We start from the raw sequence: 19676 nt of genomic DNA on the forward strand, positions 1-19676 counted from the left end.
AACCCCTCCAACTCTGATGATTTTTTGAGAGTCAGGATTGCGGGTCAGTTTTGTGATTCTGTTTTATTAGGTTTAGCTTGTGACTCTGCTTTTATTGCTAACTATAGGTTAGTAAAAGACAGGCGAGTCACCAGCTATATTCTTTTTCCCAAAACTCAGATAAGAGTGTTTGGAATAGCTAACCCACAAGAGGGTGGGTTAGCTGATACTTCTAAGCCTATATCGGCGATGAAGCGATTAGCCTAGGAAAGTTTCTAGTTCTTCACTACCACCGATGTGTTTGCCACCGATGAATACTTGAGGAACGGTAGTGCGACCAGAGATTGCACGTAGGCTTACTGTTGTTGCATCTTTACCTAGAACCACTTCTTCGTAGTTCAGACCTTTGTCGATTAGGTTCTGTTTTGCTTTCATACAGAAAGGACAGCCTGGCTTAGTGAATACTGTGATTGACTCTTGCTCTTTGTGCTCAGGAGCAAGGTAGTTCAGCATAGTGTCTGCATCAGAAACCTTGAACGGGTCGCCTGGTACGTCTTCTTCGATGAACATTTTTTCTACCACGCCGTTTTTAACCAGCATGCTGTAGCGCCATGAACGTTTGCCGAAGCCGATGTCGTTTTTCTCAACTAGCATACCCATGCCGTCTGTGAAATCACCGTTACCATCAGGGATGAATGTGATGTTTTCCGCTTCTTGGTCTGCTTTCCATGCGTTCATTACGAACGTGTCGTTTACAGAAACACAAAGGATGTCATCAACGCCGTTTTCTTTGAACACTGAATGTAGTTCGTTGTAACGAGGTAGGTGGCTTGAAGAACATGTTGGCGTAAACGCGCCTGGTAGGCTGAATACGATAACTGTCTTGTCTTTGAAAAGCTCTTCTGTCGTTACGTTAACCCATGCATCGCCTTGGCGAGTTGGGAATGTTACTTGAGGGATTGATTGACCTTCTTTAGATGCAAACATATTGATTTCCTTAAATAGTATTTTTAATTTTGTTCTATTAGAGCTTAACGTTTTTCGTTGCTCTGTTTCGTTTTGTTGAGCCCATTATTAGATAAATTCTTTGATAGCTCTAATCGTTTGATGTTATGGTTTTGATAGGTAAATTCTATCAAGAGCATTTTTCTTTTAAATGTTTCTATGAAACCCCTTGTTCTTATTAAAACCTGAGGTAAGAGACTGATCATGAATATTCGTGACTTTGAATACTTGGTGGCGCTCGCAGAGCATAAACACTTCCGAAAAGCGGCAGAAGCGTGCTTTGTCAGTCAGCCGACACTAAGCGGTCAAATACGCAAACTCGAAGATGAAATTGGACTTCAGTTAACCGAGCGTAGTCCAAGGAAGGTAATATTTACAGAATCAGGGTTACAACTTGTTGAACAAGCCAAGCGTATTCTCAATGAAGTGAAAACTTTTAAAGATATGGCGAGTGGACACGGTGAAGCGATGACGGGGCCAATGCACATTGGTTTTATTCCAACCGTGGGTCCTTACATCTTGCCTAAGATTGTTCCTCATCTTAAAGAGAGCTTCCCAGATCTTGAGCTTTACCTGCATGAAGCTCAGACCCATCAGTTAGTGAGCCAACTTGAAGATGGCAAGCTTGATTGCTTAGTACTGGCTGCGGTTGATGAAACGGCGGTGTTCAAAGAGATCGATGTGTATGACGAGCCGTTAAGTGTTGCCGTTCCATGTGACCACGAGTGGGCTCAGCAAGACACTGTCGATATGCTGCAGCTAAATGGACAAACCGTACTTGCGCTAGGTGACGGTCACTGTTTGAGAGACCAAGCCTTGGGCTTCTGTTTTGCTGCGGGCGCCAAAGATGATGAGCGCTTTAAGGCAACCAGCTTAGAAACGCTGCGTAACATGGTCGCGGCGGGGGCGGGGATTACCTTGCTTCCTCAGCTATCGGTGCCGAAAGAGAAGCAGAAAGACGGTGTGTGTTACGTACCTGCTGTGAATCCAACACCTTCACGTCGCATTGTTGTTGCCTACCGTCCGGGCTCTCCATTGAAGGGACGTTTCGAGCAATTGGCTGAGACGATTCGAACTCAACTGGAGAAGACGGCTTAGCGCTTGAATTTAGAGCCTAGTCTGGTCAGATATAGATATAAAAAAAGGGTTGATATGAATGCATATCAACCCTTTTTGTTGGTTCATGTTACTAGGTTCTACAAACCTTAGTTAGAACAGTTCTTCTACTGCTTCACCTGATGAGGTTGAGTAGATGTCATCATTGAAACGTTCAGTGATGTACTCGGTTGGCTCTGTGCCTTTCTCGAAGTACTCGAACATTGATGAGCTATCGAACTTGTTGGTCAGTAAGCCAGTTTCACGGTCGATACGAACACGGACGATGTTCTCAGGAATCTCTTTACGCTCAGCAGGAACACCCGCTAACGCCGTACCCATGAAATCAACCCATGCAGGTTCTGCTGTTTTCGCGCCAGCTTCTGCACCCGTAATTTGGTTCTTACCAAGATTTGAGTTCGCTTTGGTTCTGCCTAGGTTGCGGTTGTGGTTATCAAAACCAACCCATACCGTTGCAACCATGCCAGGGCCGTAACCGCTGTACCAAGTATCTTTCGAATCGTTGGTGGTACCCGTTTTTCCGCCAATGTCACGACGCTTCAACGGCTGTGCACGCCAACCTGTACCGTTCCAACCCGTACCTGCGCTCCAATCACCGCCACCCCAGATGTTGCTGTACATCATTTCACGAACAAGGAATGCGTTCTGTTCAGAGATAACTTGAGGTGCGTATTGTACTTTGGCATCCACATCTTGCTCTGCAAACTCATCAGCCATTGGGTCTGAGGTCATTTGCTGTTGGCAATCGTCTTTACAAACCACTTTTGGTGTCGCTTCAAATTCAGTCTCACCAAATGGTGTCTCAATGCGGCTGATGTAGAAAGGTTCAACGTAGTAGCCGCCATTAGCGAATACTGAGTAACCTTGAGCTACTTTCATTGGCGTTAAGCTACCCGCACCCAGAGCAATGGTTTCAGAGCGCGGAACTTCATCAATATCAAAGCCAAATCGAGTTAGGTAGTTACGAGTATCATCTAGACCTACTTCGCGCAGTACACGTACCGCCATTACGTTTTTAGACTGAGCTAAGCCAATACGTAAACGAGTTGGACCCACGTAAGTCGGTGGCGAGTTCTTTGGTCGCCATGCGGTACCTTGGCTCTTATCCCATTGGTTAATCGGTGCATCGTTGATCAGTGAGGCTAGCGTTAAGCCTTTCTCAATCGCTGCTGAGTAGATAAAGGGTTTGATACCAGAACCCACCTGACGAATAGATTGCGTTGCACGGTTGAACTTGTTGTGGACAAAGTTAAAGCCACCGACCATCGACAATACCGCGCCGTTGTTCGGGTTCATTGCAACAAATGCTGTGTTCGCATTCGGTACTTGGCTTAGTCGCCATACAATCGGTGTTTCTGATTCTGCAGTCGCTGACTCTTCTGTCGGCTCTTCAGAGACTTCATCGCCGGTAACGGCTTCATGGCGAACCCAGATTTGTTCACCAACCGCCAGAATTTCTTTCGCTTGAGAAGGCGCTGGTCCTTGGCGGTTATCCGTTAGGAATTTACGCGCCCAGTTCATGCCTTGCCATTCGATAGTGCCTTCACCTTGGGTCTTAACCCAAATTTGAGCACTTTTCGAATCAACCGCGGTAACAACAGCAGGGACTAGGTCACCATAGGTTGGTTGAGACTTAAGGTGTTTAACGATTTGTTCTTGATCCCACGCTGATTGCGCAGTCTGCCACAATACTTTTTCAGCACCACGGTAGCCGTGACGCTCATCGTAGCCAAGTAGGTTCTTAATTGCGGCTTGGTTCGCTGCTTTTTGCAGTTTCGAATCAACGGTCGTGTAGACCTTCATGCCTGATGTATAAGCTTCTTCACCATAGCGTTCCACCATCCAAGCACGTGCAACTTCAGCAACATATGGCGCGCTCAGTTCGATCTCTGCACCGTGGTATTTCGAGATAAGCTCTTCGCTACGAGCGTCATCGAACTCTGCTTGAGTGATGTATTTCTCGTCTAACATACGACGCAATACAACGTTACGACGGTTAGTCGCGCGCTCAACAGAGTAAATAGGGTTCATTGTCGAAGGTGCTTTTGGCATACCCGCAAGGGTCGCAATTTCACTCAGCGTGAGATCAGGAAGATCTTTACCGAAGTAAACACGTGCTGCCGCGCCAAAACCATACGAACGGTGACCAAGGAAGATCTTGTTGACGTAAAGCTCCATGATCTCTTCTTTACTAAGAAGTTGCTCAATGTGGATCGCAATGAAGATCTCTTTGATCTTACGCATAATCTTTTTCTCATTAGATAAGAAGAAGTTACGCGCAAGCTGCTGAGTAATGGTACTAGCACCTTGTTTGGCTGAACCCGACATTGCAACCACGAGTGCTGCACGTGTGATACCGATTGGGTCAATACCTGGGTGTTCATAGAAACGGCTATCTTCGGTGGCAATCAGAGCCTCAACTAAGTGGCGAGGAATCTCGTCATAAGTGACTGGATTACGACGCTTTTCACCAAATTGAGAGATCAGCTTACCGTCTTGACTGAAGACTTGCATCGGCGTTTGGAGTTCTACGTCGCGCAAAGTGGCAACATCAGGCAACTCTGGTTTTACGTAAAAATAAAACCCGAAAATTGTACTGACTCCAAGAATCATGCAAATCAATGTAAATATGAATAATCGCTTTATGAACTTCACCGGATAATCCCTGATTAGTTAAGGCTGATAAGCAGCAAACCCTTGTACTCTAGGCTAAAAACTTAGCTTTCGTTTATTAACGCTTATTTAACTAATAATCACAACCCCTAGATAATCAACGAAATGCTTGGCACTTCAGGAGCTAGGTCACATGGGTTCATCATTAATTACAGGTATAGATATAAATCATCACAGCATCAAAGCCGTGGTACTAAAACCCGTGGGGGAGTTGTATGCCCTAGTGGGATACAAAGAGCTGCCGATTTCGGACGACATTTTTACAGCTAACCATACTTTGGAGTATCAGAAAACTGTTAAGAAACTTAAAGAACTTAGGAAAGGACTGCCTTTTGGCTGTCGCAACGTCGCCATTTCGGTACCTGATAACACGGTGATCAGCAAAGTACTGCAAATAGAGAGTGAGTTAGAAGACAGAGAAAAAGAGTTTTCTATCTATCAAACCTTCGCCCATCAATCTCCCTTTCCTATCGAGGAGCTGAGTTTAGATTTTGTAAAGCTGGAAGACAAACGATTTGGTAAAGGTTCGACAAGCAGTTATCAGGTATATGCCACTCGTAAAGAAGTTGTGGATAGCCGAGCGGATGCATTAACCAAGGCTGGCTTCAAACCTGTGGTGGTGGATACACAGGCGCATGGGCTACTTAATATCTGGCAATTGGCCTCGCGCCTGTATCCCGATAAGAAAAACTGGTTGCTAGTGGATGTTGGAATCGACCAAACCTCGCTAGGGGTTATCCCGCAGAATTCGGCGCCTTTCTATAAAGACATCGCCTTTGGCACTCAAGATCTTCGCAGCTCAGATGACCCGAGTGATATCGAGAGCGTGTTCGGTACTATGGAAGAGACACATCAATTCATTGTTAACCTGATTGAGAAGCTCAAGCGTCAATTGCAGCTCTATTCATCGGGAAATGCGCAGCAACCTATCTCAGGGATTTGGTTGATGGGCGAGGGCGCCAGCATCCCTATGGTAACCGAAGAGCTAGAACGCCATTTTCAGTTGAGCTGCGAGTCATTGAATCCTTTGTCTTTATTTGAGAATAAGGTCGCCAAGAGACGCCGACTGCCGATTGACTGGCAACACTTTGGTATCGCGGCGGGTATGGCGATGAGTGGGCTCAAGTGGCAGGGAGAGAAGCATGTTGCATCAAATTAACCTGCTGCCGTGGCGTGATGAGATTCGTGCTCAGCACAAGAAGCGTTTTATCCATCTGGTCATTCTTGGCGTCATCATTGCGCTTATAGGGCAATGGGCGGTTGGTCACTATTTTCACGATCAACAAGCCAAGCAGCAAGCTCGCCTCAATTACCTCAATCAGTACATTGCTGAGCTCGACCGACAAATTCAGTCGTTAAAAGTCGCAGAGCAAGAACACAATGCCATTCTGACTCGACTTGATGTGGTTGAGTCGCTGCAGCTTGGCCGTAATAAGACCACCGACTTCATGAACTTGATGCCGGAGCTGATTCCAGAGGGTGTCTATGTCGACAAGATAAAGATGAATGGTCAGGAGATTGAAATGTCGGGCATCAGCGACAGCACTGCTCGTCTCGCCACCATGTTGGACAACCTCGAACGTTCAGATTCTTTGAAAGGGGTCGAGATGCACTCTATCGTTCATAACCGCAAGCGCTTCAATAAAGAGTTTCAGACCTTCAAGGTCTCTTTTGTGTTTAGCCCTGTGTCTTTAGAAAACACAACCGCGAGCAGAAAAGATAAGGGGGCGCATCATGGCTAACCTTCAAAATAGGATTAGTAGGCAAAACAAGATGAGCTTGCAAGATCTCGATGTTGATGAGATCACCGAATGGCCATTGTTGCCTCAGCTTCTCGTGATTCTGGTGTTGATGGTGTTAATCCAAGGTGTTGGCACTTGGCTGTATCTGCTGCCGCTCGACGAGGAACTGAAACAGATGAAGCAACAGGAGCAGACCTTAAAAACGACCTTGAGGATAAAGGCGAATAAGGTTGCAGCCTTGCCTAAGTTGCAGAGCCAGTTGGATGAGCTAACTAGTCGCTACGATTATCTATTAGAGCAGCTGCCCGTTCAAAAGGAGTTAGCGAGCATGTTGGCCTCAGTGAATGAGCTCGGCTTAGATAACGCGCTGACCTTCACGCGAATTGATTGGGGGCAAAAGCAGAATAAAGAGTTTCTCTATCGATTGCCTCTCAATATTGAGCTGACAGGTGACTATCACGAGATTGGTGACTTCTCTGCTGCCATCGCCAAGTTGCCGCGCATTATTAGCTTTGATGATGTGAATTGGCAGCGAGTCAGTCAAGAAAGTAGCACGCTGCACTTTAGGGTTCGAGCTTATACCTACCAGTTTAAATCGGAGGTTAATGATGAAACCCAATAGCGCGTTTTACTCAATCGTATTGATGCTTGCGTTGTCAGGCTGCAAAGCTAATCAAGACTCACTGCAAGATTTTGTGGCGCAGGTTGAAGCCAAGGCGAGAAAAGACGTCGAGCAACTTGTCCCAGCAACTGAATTCACGGCGGCGACTTATCAGCGCCGTGCCTTTCGTCCTCCCTTTGAACTGCCTAAAGAAGCCATTGTGCAAAACCAGCCTTTGGTGAAGAAAGACTGTTGGCAACCCAGCGCCCGTTCTCGTAATGGCAAGTTAGAGAGGTACCCGCTGAGTAAGCTTCGTTTAAGAGGCGTGATGGGCAGTGGCTCAAGCGTGTTTGGCTTAGTGCAAACACCCAAAGGCAACGTGGTAAACGTCAAGAAAGGCCAGTTTATCGGCTTAAACAATGGCCGAGTTACTAAGGTGACGAGCCAATACGTTCAGATTAATGAAACTCTTCCAGATGGCTTAGGTTGTTGGCATAAGCGCAACGTTAGGCTGGCTCTGAAGTAAACCAATGTCACATGATGTGGATATGAGATGTAAATATGATTAAAGGAATAAGTGGATTAGTGAGCAAGGCTCTACAAGGTTTTGCTGTGTCTGTGATGTTGGTTGTTAGCGTGCTCAGCCATGCCGAGAGCTTACCGAACAAATTGGAGAATATTGATTTTAGGGTCAATAAGGATAAAGACGCCGTCATCATTATTGAGCTGGCGACCAGCACAGCAGTGGTGGATGTTCAACGAGCTCAGGAAGGGTTAAGTATCGAGCTAATCAATACTCAAGTTGATGATGACAAGCTCTACCTGCTGGATGTGAAGGATTTCGCTACCTTGGTTGAAGGCATTGAAGTCTATAAAGAGACACCAAGCACTCGGCTTCTAGCGACGATTAGCAATGACTATCAGTATGAATACAACCTAAAGGGGCGCTTTATTGAGGTGGTGATCAGCAAACCGGTGCTCGATGAAGCGACCAAAGAAAAAAGCGTTCTAGAGAAAGAGGGCAAGCTGATATCGATTAACTTCCAGGATATCCCGGTACGAAATGTCATGCAACTGATTGCCGATTACAACGACTTCAATCTCGTGGTGTCTGATTCGGTAGCCGGAAACCTGACGTTACGCTTAGATGGCGTACCTTGGCAGCAAGTTCTCGACATTATCTTGCAAGTTAAAGGCTTGGATAAGCGTGTTGATGGCAATGTTATCTTGGTCGCGCCGAAAGCGGAGCTCGACCTTCGAGAGCAACAAGCGTTAGAGAAATCGCGCTTAGAAGAGGAGTTAGGGGAGCTTAAATCGGAAATCATCAAGATTAACTTTGCTAAAGCCACCGACATCGCTGACATGATTGGAGGTGAAGGTGCGGTCAGCATGTTGTCCGATCGTGGTTCGATTACCATTGATGAGCGCACCAACTCACTGCTCATTCGTGAATTGGAAGAAAACATTGCCGTGATCCGAGGCATCATTGAATCGTTAGACATTCCCGTGAAGCAGGTACAGATAGAGGCACGTATTGTCACGGTTACTGAGGGTAATCTTGATGAGCTTGGCGTGCGCTGGGGCGTTTCCTCAACCAACGGAAGCTTCACCGTTGGTGGCTCAATCGAAGGTAACCACCCATCAGCGATTACGCCGTATGACGACGATAGCGGCAGCAGCGTGATTGATGACTATCTCAACGTTAATTTAGGGGCAACATCGCCGAACGCCTCGAGTATTGCGTTTCAGGTGGCCAAACTGGGTTCAGATACCTTACTCGATCTTGAACTGTCGGCACTGCAACAAGAGTCAAAAGCTGAAATCATTTCTAGTCCACGCTTAATCACCACCAATAAAAAGCCGGCTTATATTGAGCAAGGTACTGAAATTCCTTACTTAGAGTCATCTTCAAGTGGCGCTACGTCGGTTGCATTTAAGAAAGCCGTGTTGAGTCTTAAGGTGACACCGCAGATCACGCCCGATAATCGTTTGGTATTGGATTTGAGCGTGACTCAAGATAGGCCAGGGCAAGTGGTAAAAACTGGAACCGGTGAAGCGGTCGCCATTGATACGCAAAGAATAGGTACGCAAGTGCTTGTTAATAATGGTGAAACTGTCGTGCTTGGCGGGATATTTCAGCACAGCGTGAGCAGTACAGTGGATAAAGTTCCTCTGTTGGGGGACCTGCCAGTTTTGGGCGCATTGTTCCGTCGCAGCTATGAAAATGTGGGTAAAAGTGAACTACTTATTTTTGTCACACCCAAAGTTGTGATTCAGTAATGAACAATTAGATTAAAAATAAAGTTGCATTAGTGGCACCTAACCTTGATAATTTCGGGTCTTATCACGAATTATCTGTGAGGAATCGGTGCCACGGGCCTTTTAATTTCAGTACTTGTACTGACCTACCTTGTGGCGATGTCATTGAATTAACGTTGTAAATTACTGCTAAAAACATGGCTGAGAAACGCAATATTTTTCTTGTTGGCCCAATGGGCGCCGGCAAAAGTACAATTGGTAGACACCTAGCTTCCCAACTTCATATGGAGTTTCTAGACTCTGACACTGTGATCGAAGAGCGCACTGGCGCAGACATCGCATGGGTTTTTGATGTTGAGGGCGAAGAAGGTTTCCGTAAGCGCGAAGAATCTGTAATCAATGATCTGACAGAAGAACAAGGTATTGTTCTTGCGACAGGTGGTGGTTCAGTGTTGAGCAAAGAAAACCGTAACCGTCTATCTGCACGAGGCATTGTTGTATACCTAGAGACAACAATTGAAAAGCAACTTGCTCGCACTAACCGCGACAAGAAACGCCCTCTACTTCAAACAGACAACCCGCGTGATGTGCTAGAAGATCTAGCTGTATCTCGCAACGCACTATACGAAGAAGTGGCGGACTACACAGTTCGTACTGACGACCAAAGTGCAAAAGTGGTAGCCAACCAGATCGTAAAAATGCTAGAAGAACGTTAAGTTCATTTTTTCGGAGAGCAAACCCATGGAACGGATTACGGTCAATCTAGCTGAGCGTAGCTACCCTATCTCTATTGGCGCCGGGTTATTTGAAGACCCGGCGTACCTTTCTTTTTTATCAGGTAAGCAGAAAGTTGTTGTTATCAGTAATGTGACAGTAGCGCCTCTTTATGCTGATAAAATTTTATCGCTATTGGATCAAGTCGGCTGTCAGACATCTCTTCTCGAGCTGCCAGACGGTGAACAGTACAAAACCCTTGAAACGTTCAATTCAGTGATGAGCTACATGCTTGAAGGAAATTACAGCCGCGATGTGGTGGTGATTGCTTTAGGAGGTGGTGTTATCGGTGACTTGGTCGGTTTTGCTGCCTCTTGTTACCAGCGCGGTATTGATTTCATTCAAATCCCGACGACCCTTCTTTCTCAAGTGGACTCTTCTGTTGGTGGTAAAACCGCAGTAAACCATCCTCTTGGTAAGAATATGATCGGCGCTTTTTACCAACCGAAATCTGTGATCATCGATACCAACTGTTTATCAACGCTTCCAGAGCGTGAGTTTGCAGCGGGCATTGCTGAGGTGATCAAATACGGCATCATTTACGATGAAGCCTTCTTTGATTGGTTGGAGCAGAATCTAGAGAAACTTTATCAACTTGATGAAGAAGCACTGATTACCGCGATTGCTCGTTGTTGTGCAATTAAGGCTGAAGTGGTGGCTCTAGATGAAAAAGAGTCAGGAATCAGAGCGTTATTGAACCTAGGTCATACATTTGGTCATGCGATTGAAGCAGAACTAGGCTATGGTAATTGGCTACATGGTGAAGCTGTGTCGTCAGGCACTGTAATGGCAGCTAAAACAGCTCAATTACAGGGACTGATCTCTCAGCAGCAACTTGAGCGAATTATTTCTATACTCAAGAATGCGAAACTACCAATCCATACGCCAGAAAGCATGTCTTTTGAAGACTTTATGAAGCACATGATGCGCGATAAAAAAGTGCTGTCTGGTCAGTTGCGTTTGGTATTACCAACAAGTATTGGTACTGCTGAAGTGGTTGCTGATGTGCCTCAAGACATCATTAAACAAGCGATCGATTTCTGCCGTACTCTTTAAATTTGGTTGTGAGGTTGCCTAGCTAAACTCTAGGCAACTGAAGCGTTTTACTGATCGATCTTATCAGTAGGGATCCCCAATGAGTTTGGCTCATGAATTAAGAGTATTAGAGTTAGAATCTCAAGTTGAGCTGCTAGAGCGCTTACAGCTTTTGACTAACTTTGGTTCAAACCTTGTGACGGTGGCGGGCAAAGCTGGCTCTGGCCGATCTTGGTTGGCTCAGCGTTATCTTGAAGCATGGTCGACAGAAAAAAATCAGTGTTTACTGCTTTGTCATCCAAGCCAAGACGATCAACAACGCCGTGCGCTCATTCTTAGCCAAATTGTTTCTGATCCCCTGTTTAATCAACATGATTCTTTATCGGATAGCCTAACAAGGTTACTGGATGGAGAACCGTGTAATGTGGTTATCGTCGTTGATGATGCCCAACGACTTTCTGAGCTATTGGTATCCGAATTATGGATGTTGGTACTGGAAGCTCAATCAAACCCTCAATGGACGATCAATATCGTTCTCTTCTCGGAACCTGGCCACTTAGATACGTTATTAACGCGTTTGAGCTACGGTCAACAACACAAACCTATCGATCTTGAGATCGATGACCTTTCGCAACCAGAAGCTGAACATTTCTTTGAATCACTGGTGATTCGATATGTTGATGATGAGTCTGAAACTTGCGTGCGACGTGCGTTTAATAAAGCGCAACCTCTGCCCGGTGAGTTAATGGCTTTAGGAGAATTGAAAGTGGAAAAAAGGATTATTATTCGCTCAATTATTGGCTCGCCCATCAATATCGCGATTGTGGTGGCCTTGCTGTTGATTTTAATTGGTGGTGGTTATTGGTGGATGTTCAGTCAACCAACCCCTGACGATAAAGCGCAATCTCTTATCGCTCCGATTGAACAGACAGCTATCCCAACTTTTGAAGTGGAAAGTGGTACCGAGCAAGCTGGAATCGACGGAATGGACGATTCTGAAGCCGAAGCTGACATGAGTTATCAAGGTGCTGATGACGACAGCTCATCTTTGCCACCGACTGTCGTTGAAGATACCGCGAGTGTTGGAGAAGTCGAACAAGATCAGCAGCGTGTCGTAATCACCTCTGATGTGGTTGATGCCTTGCTTGATGATAAACCTGAAAGTGCCGATACCAGTGCGATTGATGCTGCTGTTGAAGAAAACACAGGTGCCGCGGTGAGTTCGCAATCAGATGCAGACAAAGTGGAGTCACAGCCTTCAGCCGATGAAGCAACAGACCTAACACAGTCCACGCCACCGACTAAGAAAATTACATTCTCATTTTCTCGCGAAGAGTTACAAGCTATCTCTCCGCGAGCTTATACTTTGCAGTTGAGTGCGATGACCTCATTGGACGACGTACAGTCTTTCATTGAAGAGTATGACCTTGAGAACAAGGTTCGTATTTACCCAACACTTCGCAACGACACCAAGTGGTTTATTATCACTTATCAAGATTACCCAACGATTCAAGTGGCGAGAGACGCGGTAAGTGCGTTATCAAAACCCCTTCAACAGTTGGAACCTTGGGCAAAATCGATGAATCAAGTACATCGAGAGATAGAACGTGCGAAATAACCCTGAGCTTAGCCTCAAAATATGTTACATTCCGCAGCCTTATTTTTGAGTTGATAGATAGAGCAGTAAATGAAAAAGCAGCGTGCCTTTCTAAAATGGGCTGGTGGTAAATATGGCCTAGTTGAAGACATCCAACGTCACCTGCCACCTGCTCGTAAATTGGTAGAACCGTTTGTCGGTGCCGGCTCAGTATTTCTGAATACTGACTTTGAACAGTACCTGCTTGCAGATATCAATCCCGATCTTATCAACCTGTACAACCTGCTTAAAACCGATCCTGAAACTTATATCACGGAAGCGAAGCGCTGGTTCTGTCCTGAGAACAACCGTAAAGAAGCCTTCTTAGATATTCGCGCTGAGTTCAATGGTACAGATAACGTCATGTATCGTTCATTGGCTTTCTTGTATATGAACCGATTTGGCTTCAATGGCCTATGTCGTTACAACAAGAAGGGCGGTTTTAACGTTCCATTTGGTTCTTATAAAAAACCTTACTTCCCAGAAGCTGAGCTGGAATTTTTTGCCGAGAAAGCGAAAAAAGCCACCTTCGTCTGTGAGGGATACCATGAAACCTTTAGCCGCGCGCGCAAAGGCTGTGTGGTTTACTGCGATCCTCCATACGCACCACTGTCGAACACGGCAAACTTTACCTCTTACGCAGGTAATGGCTTTAGCTTAGATGACCAAGCTGCACTGGCGGATGTTGCTGAAAAAGCAGCGATGGAACGAGGCATCCCTGTCTTGATCTCAAACCATGACACCACCTTAACGCGCCGTTTATACCATGGTGCAGAACTGAACGTGGTCAAGGTTAAGCGCACCATTAGCCGTAATGGCGCAGGGCGCAATAAAGTCGATGAGTTACTGGCACTTTTTCATAAAGAGAAAAACCAGCAACACGCTTCAGAAGAATTGTAGCGGCCAACATAACCCTCGAACTCATTAAATTGAGTGACCAACGGGTACTTTCATAAACTAATCTTTCGAACTGCTAGGATCTGCTTAGTTGCTTAGGTAGAATTGCACACCAAATAGTCTTGGAATTGAGTCTTGTATTTGTATATGAGATGTCACAAGGCGGTGATATTCGCAATTTACTCACTCTTAAGAGGTTTGGTATGAAAGATTTTCTAATCGCTCCATCGATTTTGTCTGCAGATTTTGCTCGTCTTGGTGAAGACGTAGAAAAAGTACTCGCAGCTGGTGCTGATGTTGTGCACTTCGATGTGATGGACAACCACTACGTACCTAACCTGACTTTTGGCGCGCCTATCTGTAAAGCGCTGCGCGACTACGGTATTACGGCTCCTATCGATGTTCACCTTATGGTTAAGCCAGTAGACAGCATCGTGCCTGAGTTTGCTAAAGCCGGCGCATCAATGATTACCTTCCACGTTGAAGCTTCAGAGCACATCGATCGCACTCTACAGCTAATCAAAGAGCACGGCTGTAAAGCGGGTGTGGTTCTTAACCCTGCAACGCCGCTTTCTTGCTTAGATTACATCCTAGACAAAGTAGACATGATTCTACTGATGTCTGTGAACCCAGGCTTCGGCGGTCAATCTTTCATTCCGCACACGCTAGATAAACTACGTGCTGTTCGTAAGCTGATTGATGAGTCAGGCCGTGACATTCGCCTTGAGATTGATGGCGGCGTGAAGGTTGATAACATCCGTGAAATCGCAGAAGCGGGCGCAGATATGTTCGTTGCGGGTTCAGCTATCTTCAATCAACCAGATTACAAAGAAGTGATTGATGAGATGCGTGCAGAGCTTGCAAAAGTAAACGCATAATCGTAAAACTACAGATAGATTGAATATTAAGGGGCTAATTTGCCCCTTTTTTACGTCTTATAGCTCAACTCATAAGACGAACATAATAAATAGGAAAGTAAGATGTCATTAAGCTCAATAAAACTGATCGCCTTTGATTTGGATGGAACCTTGTTAGACAGCGTGCCTGATTTGGCCGTTGCTGCTGACCAAGCTTGTCAGGAGTTGGGTTTCCCTTCAGTGAGCGAAGAACAAGTTCGCGACTACGTAGGTAATGGTGCTGATGTTCTTATCGGACGTTCACTCAGCCGTAACTTGACGGTTGACCCAAGCCTAGAGCCAGAGCTACTGAAAAAAGCACGCATCCTGTTTGATGATTTCTATGAGCAGGGCGGTCACAAGCTAAGTCACCTTTACCCATCGGTTAAAGAGACGCTGGCTGAGCTGGATAAAGCCGGCTTCACTATGGCGCTGGTTACCAACAAGCCATCGAAGTTTGTACCAGACGTACTGGCGCAACACGGTATTGATAAGTACTTTGTTGATGTGTTGGGTGGCGACTCTTTCCCAGAGAAAAAACCGAACCCAGTCGCTCTGAACTGGTTGCTAGAAAAGCACAATGTAAAAGCGGAAGAGATGTTGATGGTTGGCGATTCAAGCAACGACATTAAAGCGGCTAAGAATGCAGGTTGTCACTCGTTTGGTCTGACTTACGGTTATAACCACGGCGAGCCGATTTCAGCATCAAACCCTGACTATGTCGCGGATAACGTCGCGCAATTACTAGATGTCGTTCTAGTTTCAGCATAAAGCGGACAAAAGTTAGCTAACCTACTAGCAAAATACTTATCAATGAGTACACTGGATGAGCCGTACAGAAGAGCTGTGCGGCTTTTCTATATTTAAGTTAAGAAGCTAAGCGTTCAATAAACTTAGCGAATAAGCAAAGGAATTAAAACCATGAGCAAGCCCATCGTATTGAGTGGTGTTCAACCATCTGGTGAACTAAGTATCGGTAACTACTTGGGTGCTCTACGTCAATGGCAACAGATGCAAGATGATTACGATTGCCAATACTGTGTTGTAGACCTTCACGCAATTACGGTTCGCCAAGATCCGAAAGCACTGCATGAAGCGACTCTAGACGCACTAGCAATCTGTCTTGCTGTCGGTGTTGATCCAAAGAAGAGCACGCTATTTGTTCAGTCACACGTACCAGAGCATGCTCAACTTGGTTGGCTTCTTAACTGTTACACACAAATGGGTGAACTGAGCCGTATGACTCAGTTTAAAGATAAGTCTGCACGTCACTCAAACGACGTAAACGTAGGCCTATACGACTACCCAGTGTTGATGGCTGCAGACATCCTGCTTTACGGTGCTCACCAAGTACCTGTAGGTAGCGACCAGAAACAACACCTAGAGCTAGCGCGTGATATCGCAACTCGCTTCAATAACATCTACGGTCCTGAAACGCCAATCTTCCAAGTACCAGAACCTTACATTCCAACAGTGAATGCACGTGTAATGAGCCTGCAAGACGCGACGAAGAAGATGTCTAAGTCGGACGACAACCGTAAGAACGTGATTACTCTGCTAGAAGAGCCTAAGTCGATCATCAAGAAGATCAACAAAGCGCAAACCGATGCAGAAACACCACCACGCATTGCTCACGATTGGGAAAACAAAGCGGGTATCTCTAACCTAATGGGTCTGTACTCTGCAGCGACGGGTAAAACGTTCGAAGAGATCGAAGCGCAGTACCAAGGCGTTGAAATGTACGGTCCGTTCAAGAAAGACGTAGGCGCAGCATTGGTTGAGATGCTTGAGCCGATTCAAGCTGAATATCACCGTATCCGTGCTGACCGTGCCTACATGGACGCAGTAATGAAAGCCGGTGCTGAAAAAGCCTCTGAACGTGCTGCAGTGACACTGAAAAAAGCATACGAAGCAGTAGGTTTTGTTACTCGCCCATAGGGTGAACTAACACAACTCGCTTGAGAATTTGAGCCCAAAGTAGCTGTTGTTTACTTTGGGCTTTTTCATGCCCATTCCATTTGCCTTCCTCGAAACCCCCTTGTTTGAATTGATAATTTACCCAGTATTTAGCTAGCATATCCATCGCTGTAATGCTGTGCAGATGATCTTATTTGGTACCCTCAAGCTTTATAAAATCACACTCGTTTCTATATATGTTGGAAATATATAACGTGCCAAACAATTGATGATTCCAAAGTGATAAGTTCCTCATTTTCTTGCCAACTGACTTATTCCTTTCATAAATAAACCTGATAGTTACCACAAAATACATGACTGCCCATAGATGGCAGTGACTATAACTCGATGAACTCAGGTGAAACGGATGGCTCTTTTACACAAACCTTCATTGCTAGCAGTGGCAATTGGTAGCTTGTTAACTACAAGCGCACACGCTGATTTGTTTATTTCACAATATGTGGAAGGCGGCAGCTATAACAAAGCGGTTGAGATTGCCAATAGTGGCGATAGCAGCATTAGTTTAGATGGTTACTCATTGGCGAAATCTGCCAATGGCAACGGATCATGGGGTGCCACTTTACCTTTAGATGGACACGTTTTAGCACCCGGTGAAGTACTCGTGGTCGCACATTCTAGTGCGAGTGATGAGATTAAAGCTCAAGCTGACATCATTAATGCCTCTATCGCCAATCATAATGGTGACGACCCGCTGGCTATCTTGAATTCAGACGGCTCGGTACATGATGTTGTTGGTTTGATGGGCGATGTGGACTGGGGCAAAGATGTTACTTTGGTTCGTGCGACACAAACACCTTCTGCGACGTTTGATGCTTCACAATGGGTATCGCTACCAAAAGACAGCATTGAAGGCCTAGGTTCACTAGACAGCGTTGAACTGCCAGAAGCGTTCACTTGTACACAAGATGGCTCTGACCCAGTATTCACCACCATTCAAGAAATCCAAGGTGAGGGCGCTACATCGCCATTCATCGATGGCTACCCGTACATCACCGACGATGAATATTTCGTAAAAGGTGTGGTAAGTGCGGTAACAACAGGCCTAACTAAAGGCTTCTACCTGCAAGCACTTGAGGATGATTTCAACTCAAGCACTTCTGAGGGTCTATTTATTCATACCAACCAGTCGAGCTCAGAGCTAGTAGCCGGTGATGTAGTGTGTGTGAAAGGCAAGGTTCAAGAATACTACAGCCACACTCAGCTGAAAGTAGAAAACAACCAATGGCTAAAACAGGGCGAGCAGCAGGCACCTGAAGCTACGGCGATTGAAGTGCTAGACAGTGACGAGAATTTCGCTGCAACGCTTGAACGCTACGAAGGCATGTTGGTGAAAACAACCGAAGCGCTTGATATGCGTGTGACGCGTACCTTTGGTTATGACTACGCAGGTCGTCGTAACAACATGGTACTGGCGCATGAGCGTATTAACATGCAGCCGAACCAGCTTTTCGCCGCGGGATCTGACGAAGCGAAGCAGCAAACTGAAGACAACGCAGACCGCCGTCTTTTCGTTGAAACCGATCAAAAAGCGGCTGATGGACAAGTCCCTTTCTACCCAGATTTTGGCCGCACTGATATCGACCAAGATGGTTCAACAGAAGATTACATCCGCATTGATGACACCATTGTTGGCCTAGAAGGCGTGCTGACTTACAGCTACGGTGAGTACCGTTTAATTGCGACTAACCAGATCTCGGCTGAAAACTATGTGCGTAACGATCCGCGTACCGACAAACCAGACATGGATGAAGGCGACCTACGTATTGCGACCTTCAACGTATTGAACTACTTCAACTCTCCATTTGGTGGCGACGCGAATCAGCACGGCAATAACCGTGGCGCGAACACCATCACTGAGTTTGAGATGCAGCAAGAGAAGATTGTGAACGCGATTCTTCGCTTAGATGCAGACATCATTGGCTTGATGGAAATTGAGAACAATGGCTTTGGTGAAGGCTCTGCCATTCAGCAACTTGTAAACCAACTGAATGATCGCATTGAGCGTAAGAAAGACCGTTATACCTTTGTGGCTGTCGACTCGAACGAAGACGGCGTAACCGACGAGATGGACTCTATTGGTACTGACGTTATCACAACGGGTGTTATCTACCGTAAGAAGGTGGTTAAGCTTAAAGACAGCCGTGTTATCGCGATGCCAAGCCAACAAGCACCAGAGGTGTTAGACGATTCAGGCAAGGTGATTGAAGACGGTAAGAACTACCAACGTGACTCATTGGCGCCAACCTTTAAAGTTAAAGGCACCAAAGAGAAACTCACCGTAGCGATCAACCACTTTAAATCGAAAGGCTCTAAGTGTTGGGAAGATGCTGCTCCGATTGAGCAGGGCGGCCAAGGCGGCGTTGATGCCGATAAGCAAGGTTCATGTGAGAACTTCCGTGTTGCTGCGGCGGTTGCATTAGGTGAAGCGCTCGATGGCATCAAAGGTCACAAAGTGATCCTGGGTGATATGAACTCGTACGGCATGGAAGATCCAATGCTGGTGCTAACCGATTACTCGGAAGAGAAATACGGCAAGCAGATCAAAGCAGCTCGTAATACCTACATTGATGGTGTTGAGCAGTTTGGTGATAGCGGTGCGGTGATTACGAAGAACTACGGTTATATCAATGCTGTGGCTCAAAAGCACCCAGACAGCTGGAGCTACTCATACAATGATGAAGTTGGCGCTCTAGACCACCTGCTGATCAGCGAAAGCCTGAAAGATAGGGTTGTCGATGCTACCGATTGGCACATCAATGGTGGTGAGTCGACGTTGTTTGACTACAACGAAGAGTACAAAGGTGACCTACCTAAGTACCAAGATCACTTCCGTTCATCGGATCATGATCCTGCGGTTCTTGAGTTAAGAGTCGGCGGTTCATTCGGCTTCGGTGCTCTTATGTCACTATTTGGCTTAGCAATGTGGCGTCGTCGTAAGTAGCTCAATCACAAATAGATTGGCTTGCCATACAAGTAAGCCAATTCAGATAACTTAACGCTATCTGTAAACAATTAAGGTCAACTTAGGTTGGCCTTAATTATTGGCGAAATGCAGTTTCCACTTGCCTTTCGCTATGGGTATTGCA

General features: G+C 45.9%; 17 protein-coding genes. 14 read left to right on the forward strand and 3 right to left on the reverse strand.

The annotated features are described in order from the left end of the window. Positions 1-237: 237 nt before the first annotated feature. Together AB4493_RS02015 and AB4493_RS02020 are read right to left on the reverse strand one after the other, a co-directional pair. Complete coding sequence (locus AB4493_RS02015) at positions 238-966, reverse strand: glutathione peroxidase (RefSeq protein ID WP_017061133.1); 729 nt, start codon at positions 964-966, stop codon at positions 238-240. 44 nt (positions 967-1010) lie between these two features. Continuing rightward, entirely contained in the window at positions 1011-1190 is a 180-nt protein-coding gene (locus AB4493_RS02020) for a hypothetical protein (protein WP_017068839.1), read from the reverse strand. Here AB4493_RS02020 and oxyR point away from each other — a divergent pair. After that, positions 1189-2082: a DNA-binding transcriptional regulator OxyR gene (oxyR, locus tag AB4493_RS02025; protein WP_017061132.1), complete on the forward strand. Its 894-nt coding sequence runs from the start codon at positions 1189-1191 to the stop codon at positions 2080-2082. The genes AB4493_RS02020 and oxyR overlap by 2 nt on opposite strands. Positions 2083-2193: 111 nt before the next feature. Here the strand turns inward: oxyR and AB4493_RS02030 are convergent, their stop codons facing one another. Then, positions 2194-4755, reverse strand: coding sequence for a penicillin-binding protein 1A (locus tag AB4493_RS02030; protein ID WP_372154436.1), 2562 nt, complete (start codon positions 4753-4755; stop codon positions 2194-2196). A 151-nt stretch (positions 4756-4906) separates the two neighbouring features. Here AB4493_RS02030 and pilM point away from each other — a divergent pair, with 151 nt between their 5' ends. The 13 genes from pilM to AB4493_RS02095 all read left to right on the forward strand — a co-directional run bounded on the left by pilM (position 4907) and on the right by AB4493_RS02095 (position 19531). After that, positions 4907-5932: a type IV pilus assembly protein PilM gene (gene pilM / locus AB4493_RS02035; RefSeq protein ID WP_017061130.1), complete on the forward strand. Its 1026-nt coding sequence runs from the start codon at positions 4907-4909 to the stop codon at positions 5930-5932. Next, positions 5916-6515, forward strand: coding sequence for a PilN domain-containing protein (locus tag AB4493_RS02040; RefSeq protein WP_372154437.1), 600 nt, complete (start codon positions 5916-5918; stop codon positions 6513-6515). The genes pilM and AB4493_RS02040 overlap by 17 nt, the downstream gene beginning before the upstream one ends. Further along, on the forward strand, positions 6508-7137 hold the full coding sequence (locus AB4493_RS02045; protein ID WP_372154438.1) for a type 4a pilus biogenesis protein PilO: 630 nt from the start codon (positions 6508-6510) through the stop codon (positions 7135-7137). Before AB4493_RS02040 ends, AB4493_RS02045 begins: the two co-directional genes overlap by 8 nt. Then, a complete protein-coding gene (locus tag AB4493_RS02050; protein WP_371724729.1) occupies positions 7124-7642 on the forward strand; it encodes a pilus assembly protein PilP in 519 nt (172 codons plus the stop codon). The genes AB4493_RS02045 and AB4493_RS02050 overlap by 14 nt, the downstream gene beginning before the upstream one ends. Before the next feature lie 35 nt (positions 7643-7677). Then, positions 7678-9396, forward strand: a complete 1719-nt coding sequence (locus AB4493_RS02055; protein ID WP_137001068.1) for a type IV pilus secretin PilQ — start codon at positions 7678-7680, stop codon at positions 9394-9396. Between the two features lie 176 nt (positions 9397-9572). Then, on the forward strand, positions 9573-10091 hold the full coding sequence (gene aroK / locus AB4493_RS02060; RefSeq protein WP_017061125.1) for a shikimate kinase AroK: 519 nt from the start codon (positions 9573-9575) through the stop codon (positions 10089-10091). 25 nt (positions 10092-10116) lie between these two features. After that, positions 10117-11205 carry a 3-dehydroquinate synthase gene (aroB, locus tag AB4493_RS02065; RefSeq protein ID WP_017061124.1) on the forward strand — a complete coding sequence of 363 codons (1089 nt, stop codon included), beginning with the start codon at positions 10117-10119 and terminating at the stop codon, positions 11203-11205. A gap of 79 nt (positions 11206-11284) precedes the next feature. Further along, on the forward strand, positions 11285-12802 hold the full coding sequence (locus tag AB4493_RS02070) for an AAA family ATPase (RefSeq protein WP_017068836.1): 1518 nt from the start codon (positions 11285-11287) through the stop codon (positions 12800-12802). Positions 12803-12871: 69 nt separating this feature from the next. Beyond that, positions 12872-13720, forward strand: a complete 849-nt coding sequence (locus AB4493_RS02075; protein WP_017061122.1) for a Dam family site-specific DNA-(adenine-N6)-methyltransferase — start codon at positions 12872-12874, stop codon at positions 13718-13720. 200 nt (positions 13721-13920) lie between these two features. Beyond that, positions 13921-14595 (forward strand): ribulose-phosphate 3-epimerase, encoded by a 675-nt coding sequence (gene rpe, locus AB4493_RS02080; RefSeq protein WP_010435263.1) that lies wholly within the window; start codon positions 13921-13923, stop codon positions 14593-14595. A 102-nt stretch (positions 14596-14697) separates the two neighbouring features. After that, on the forward strand, positions 14698-15384 hold the full coding sequence (locus tag AB4493_RS02085) for a phosphoglycolate phosphatase (protein ID WP_017061120.1): 687 nt from the start codon (positions 14698-14700) through the stop codon (positions 15382-15384). Positions 15385-15534: 150 nt separating this feature from the next. Beyond that, entirely contained in the window at positions 15535-16551 is a 1017-nt protein-coding gene (trpS, locus tag AB4493_RS02090; RefSeq protein ID WP_016796005.1) for a tryptophan--tRNA ligase, read from the forward strand. A gap of 385 nt (positions 16552-16936) precedes the next feature. Further along, on the forward strand, positions 16937-19531 hold the full coding sequence (locus AB4493_RS02095; RefSeq protein WP_017061118.1) for an ExeM/NucH family extracellular endonuclease: 2595 nt from the start codon (positions 16937-16939) through the stop codon (positions 19529-19531). Positions 19532-19676 lie beyond the last annotated feature (145 nt).

The organism is Vibrio sp. 10N.222.55.A1 (genome assembly GCF_041473835.1).
GTDB lineage: Bacteria > Pseudomonadota > Gammaproteobacteria > Enterobacterales > Vibrionaceae > Vibrio > Vibrio crassostreae_C.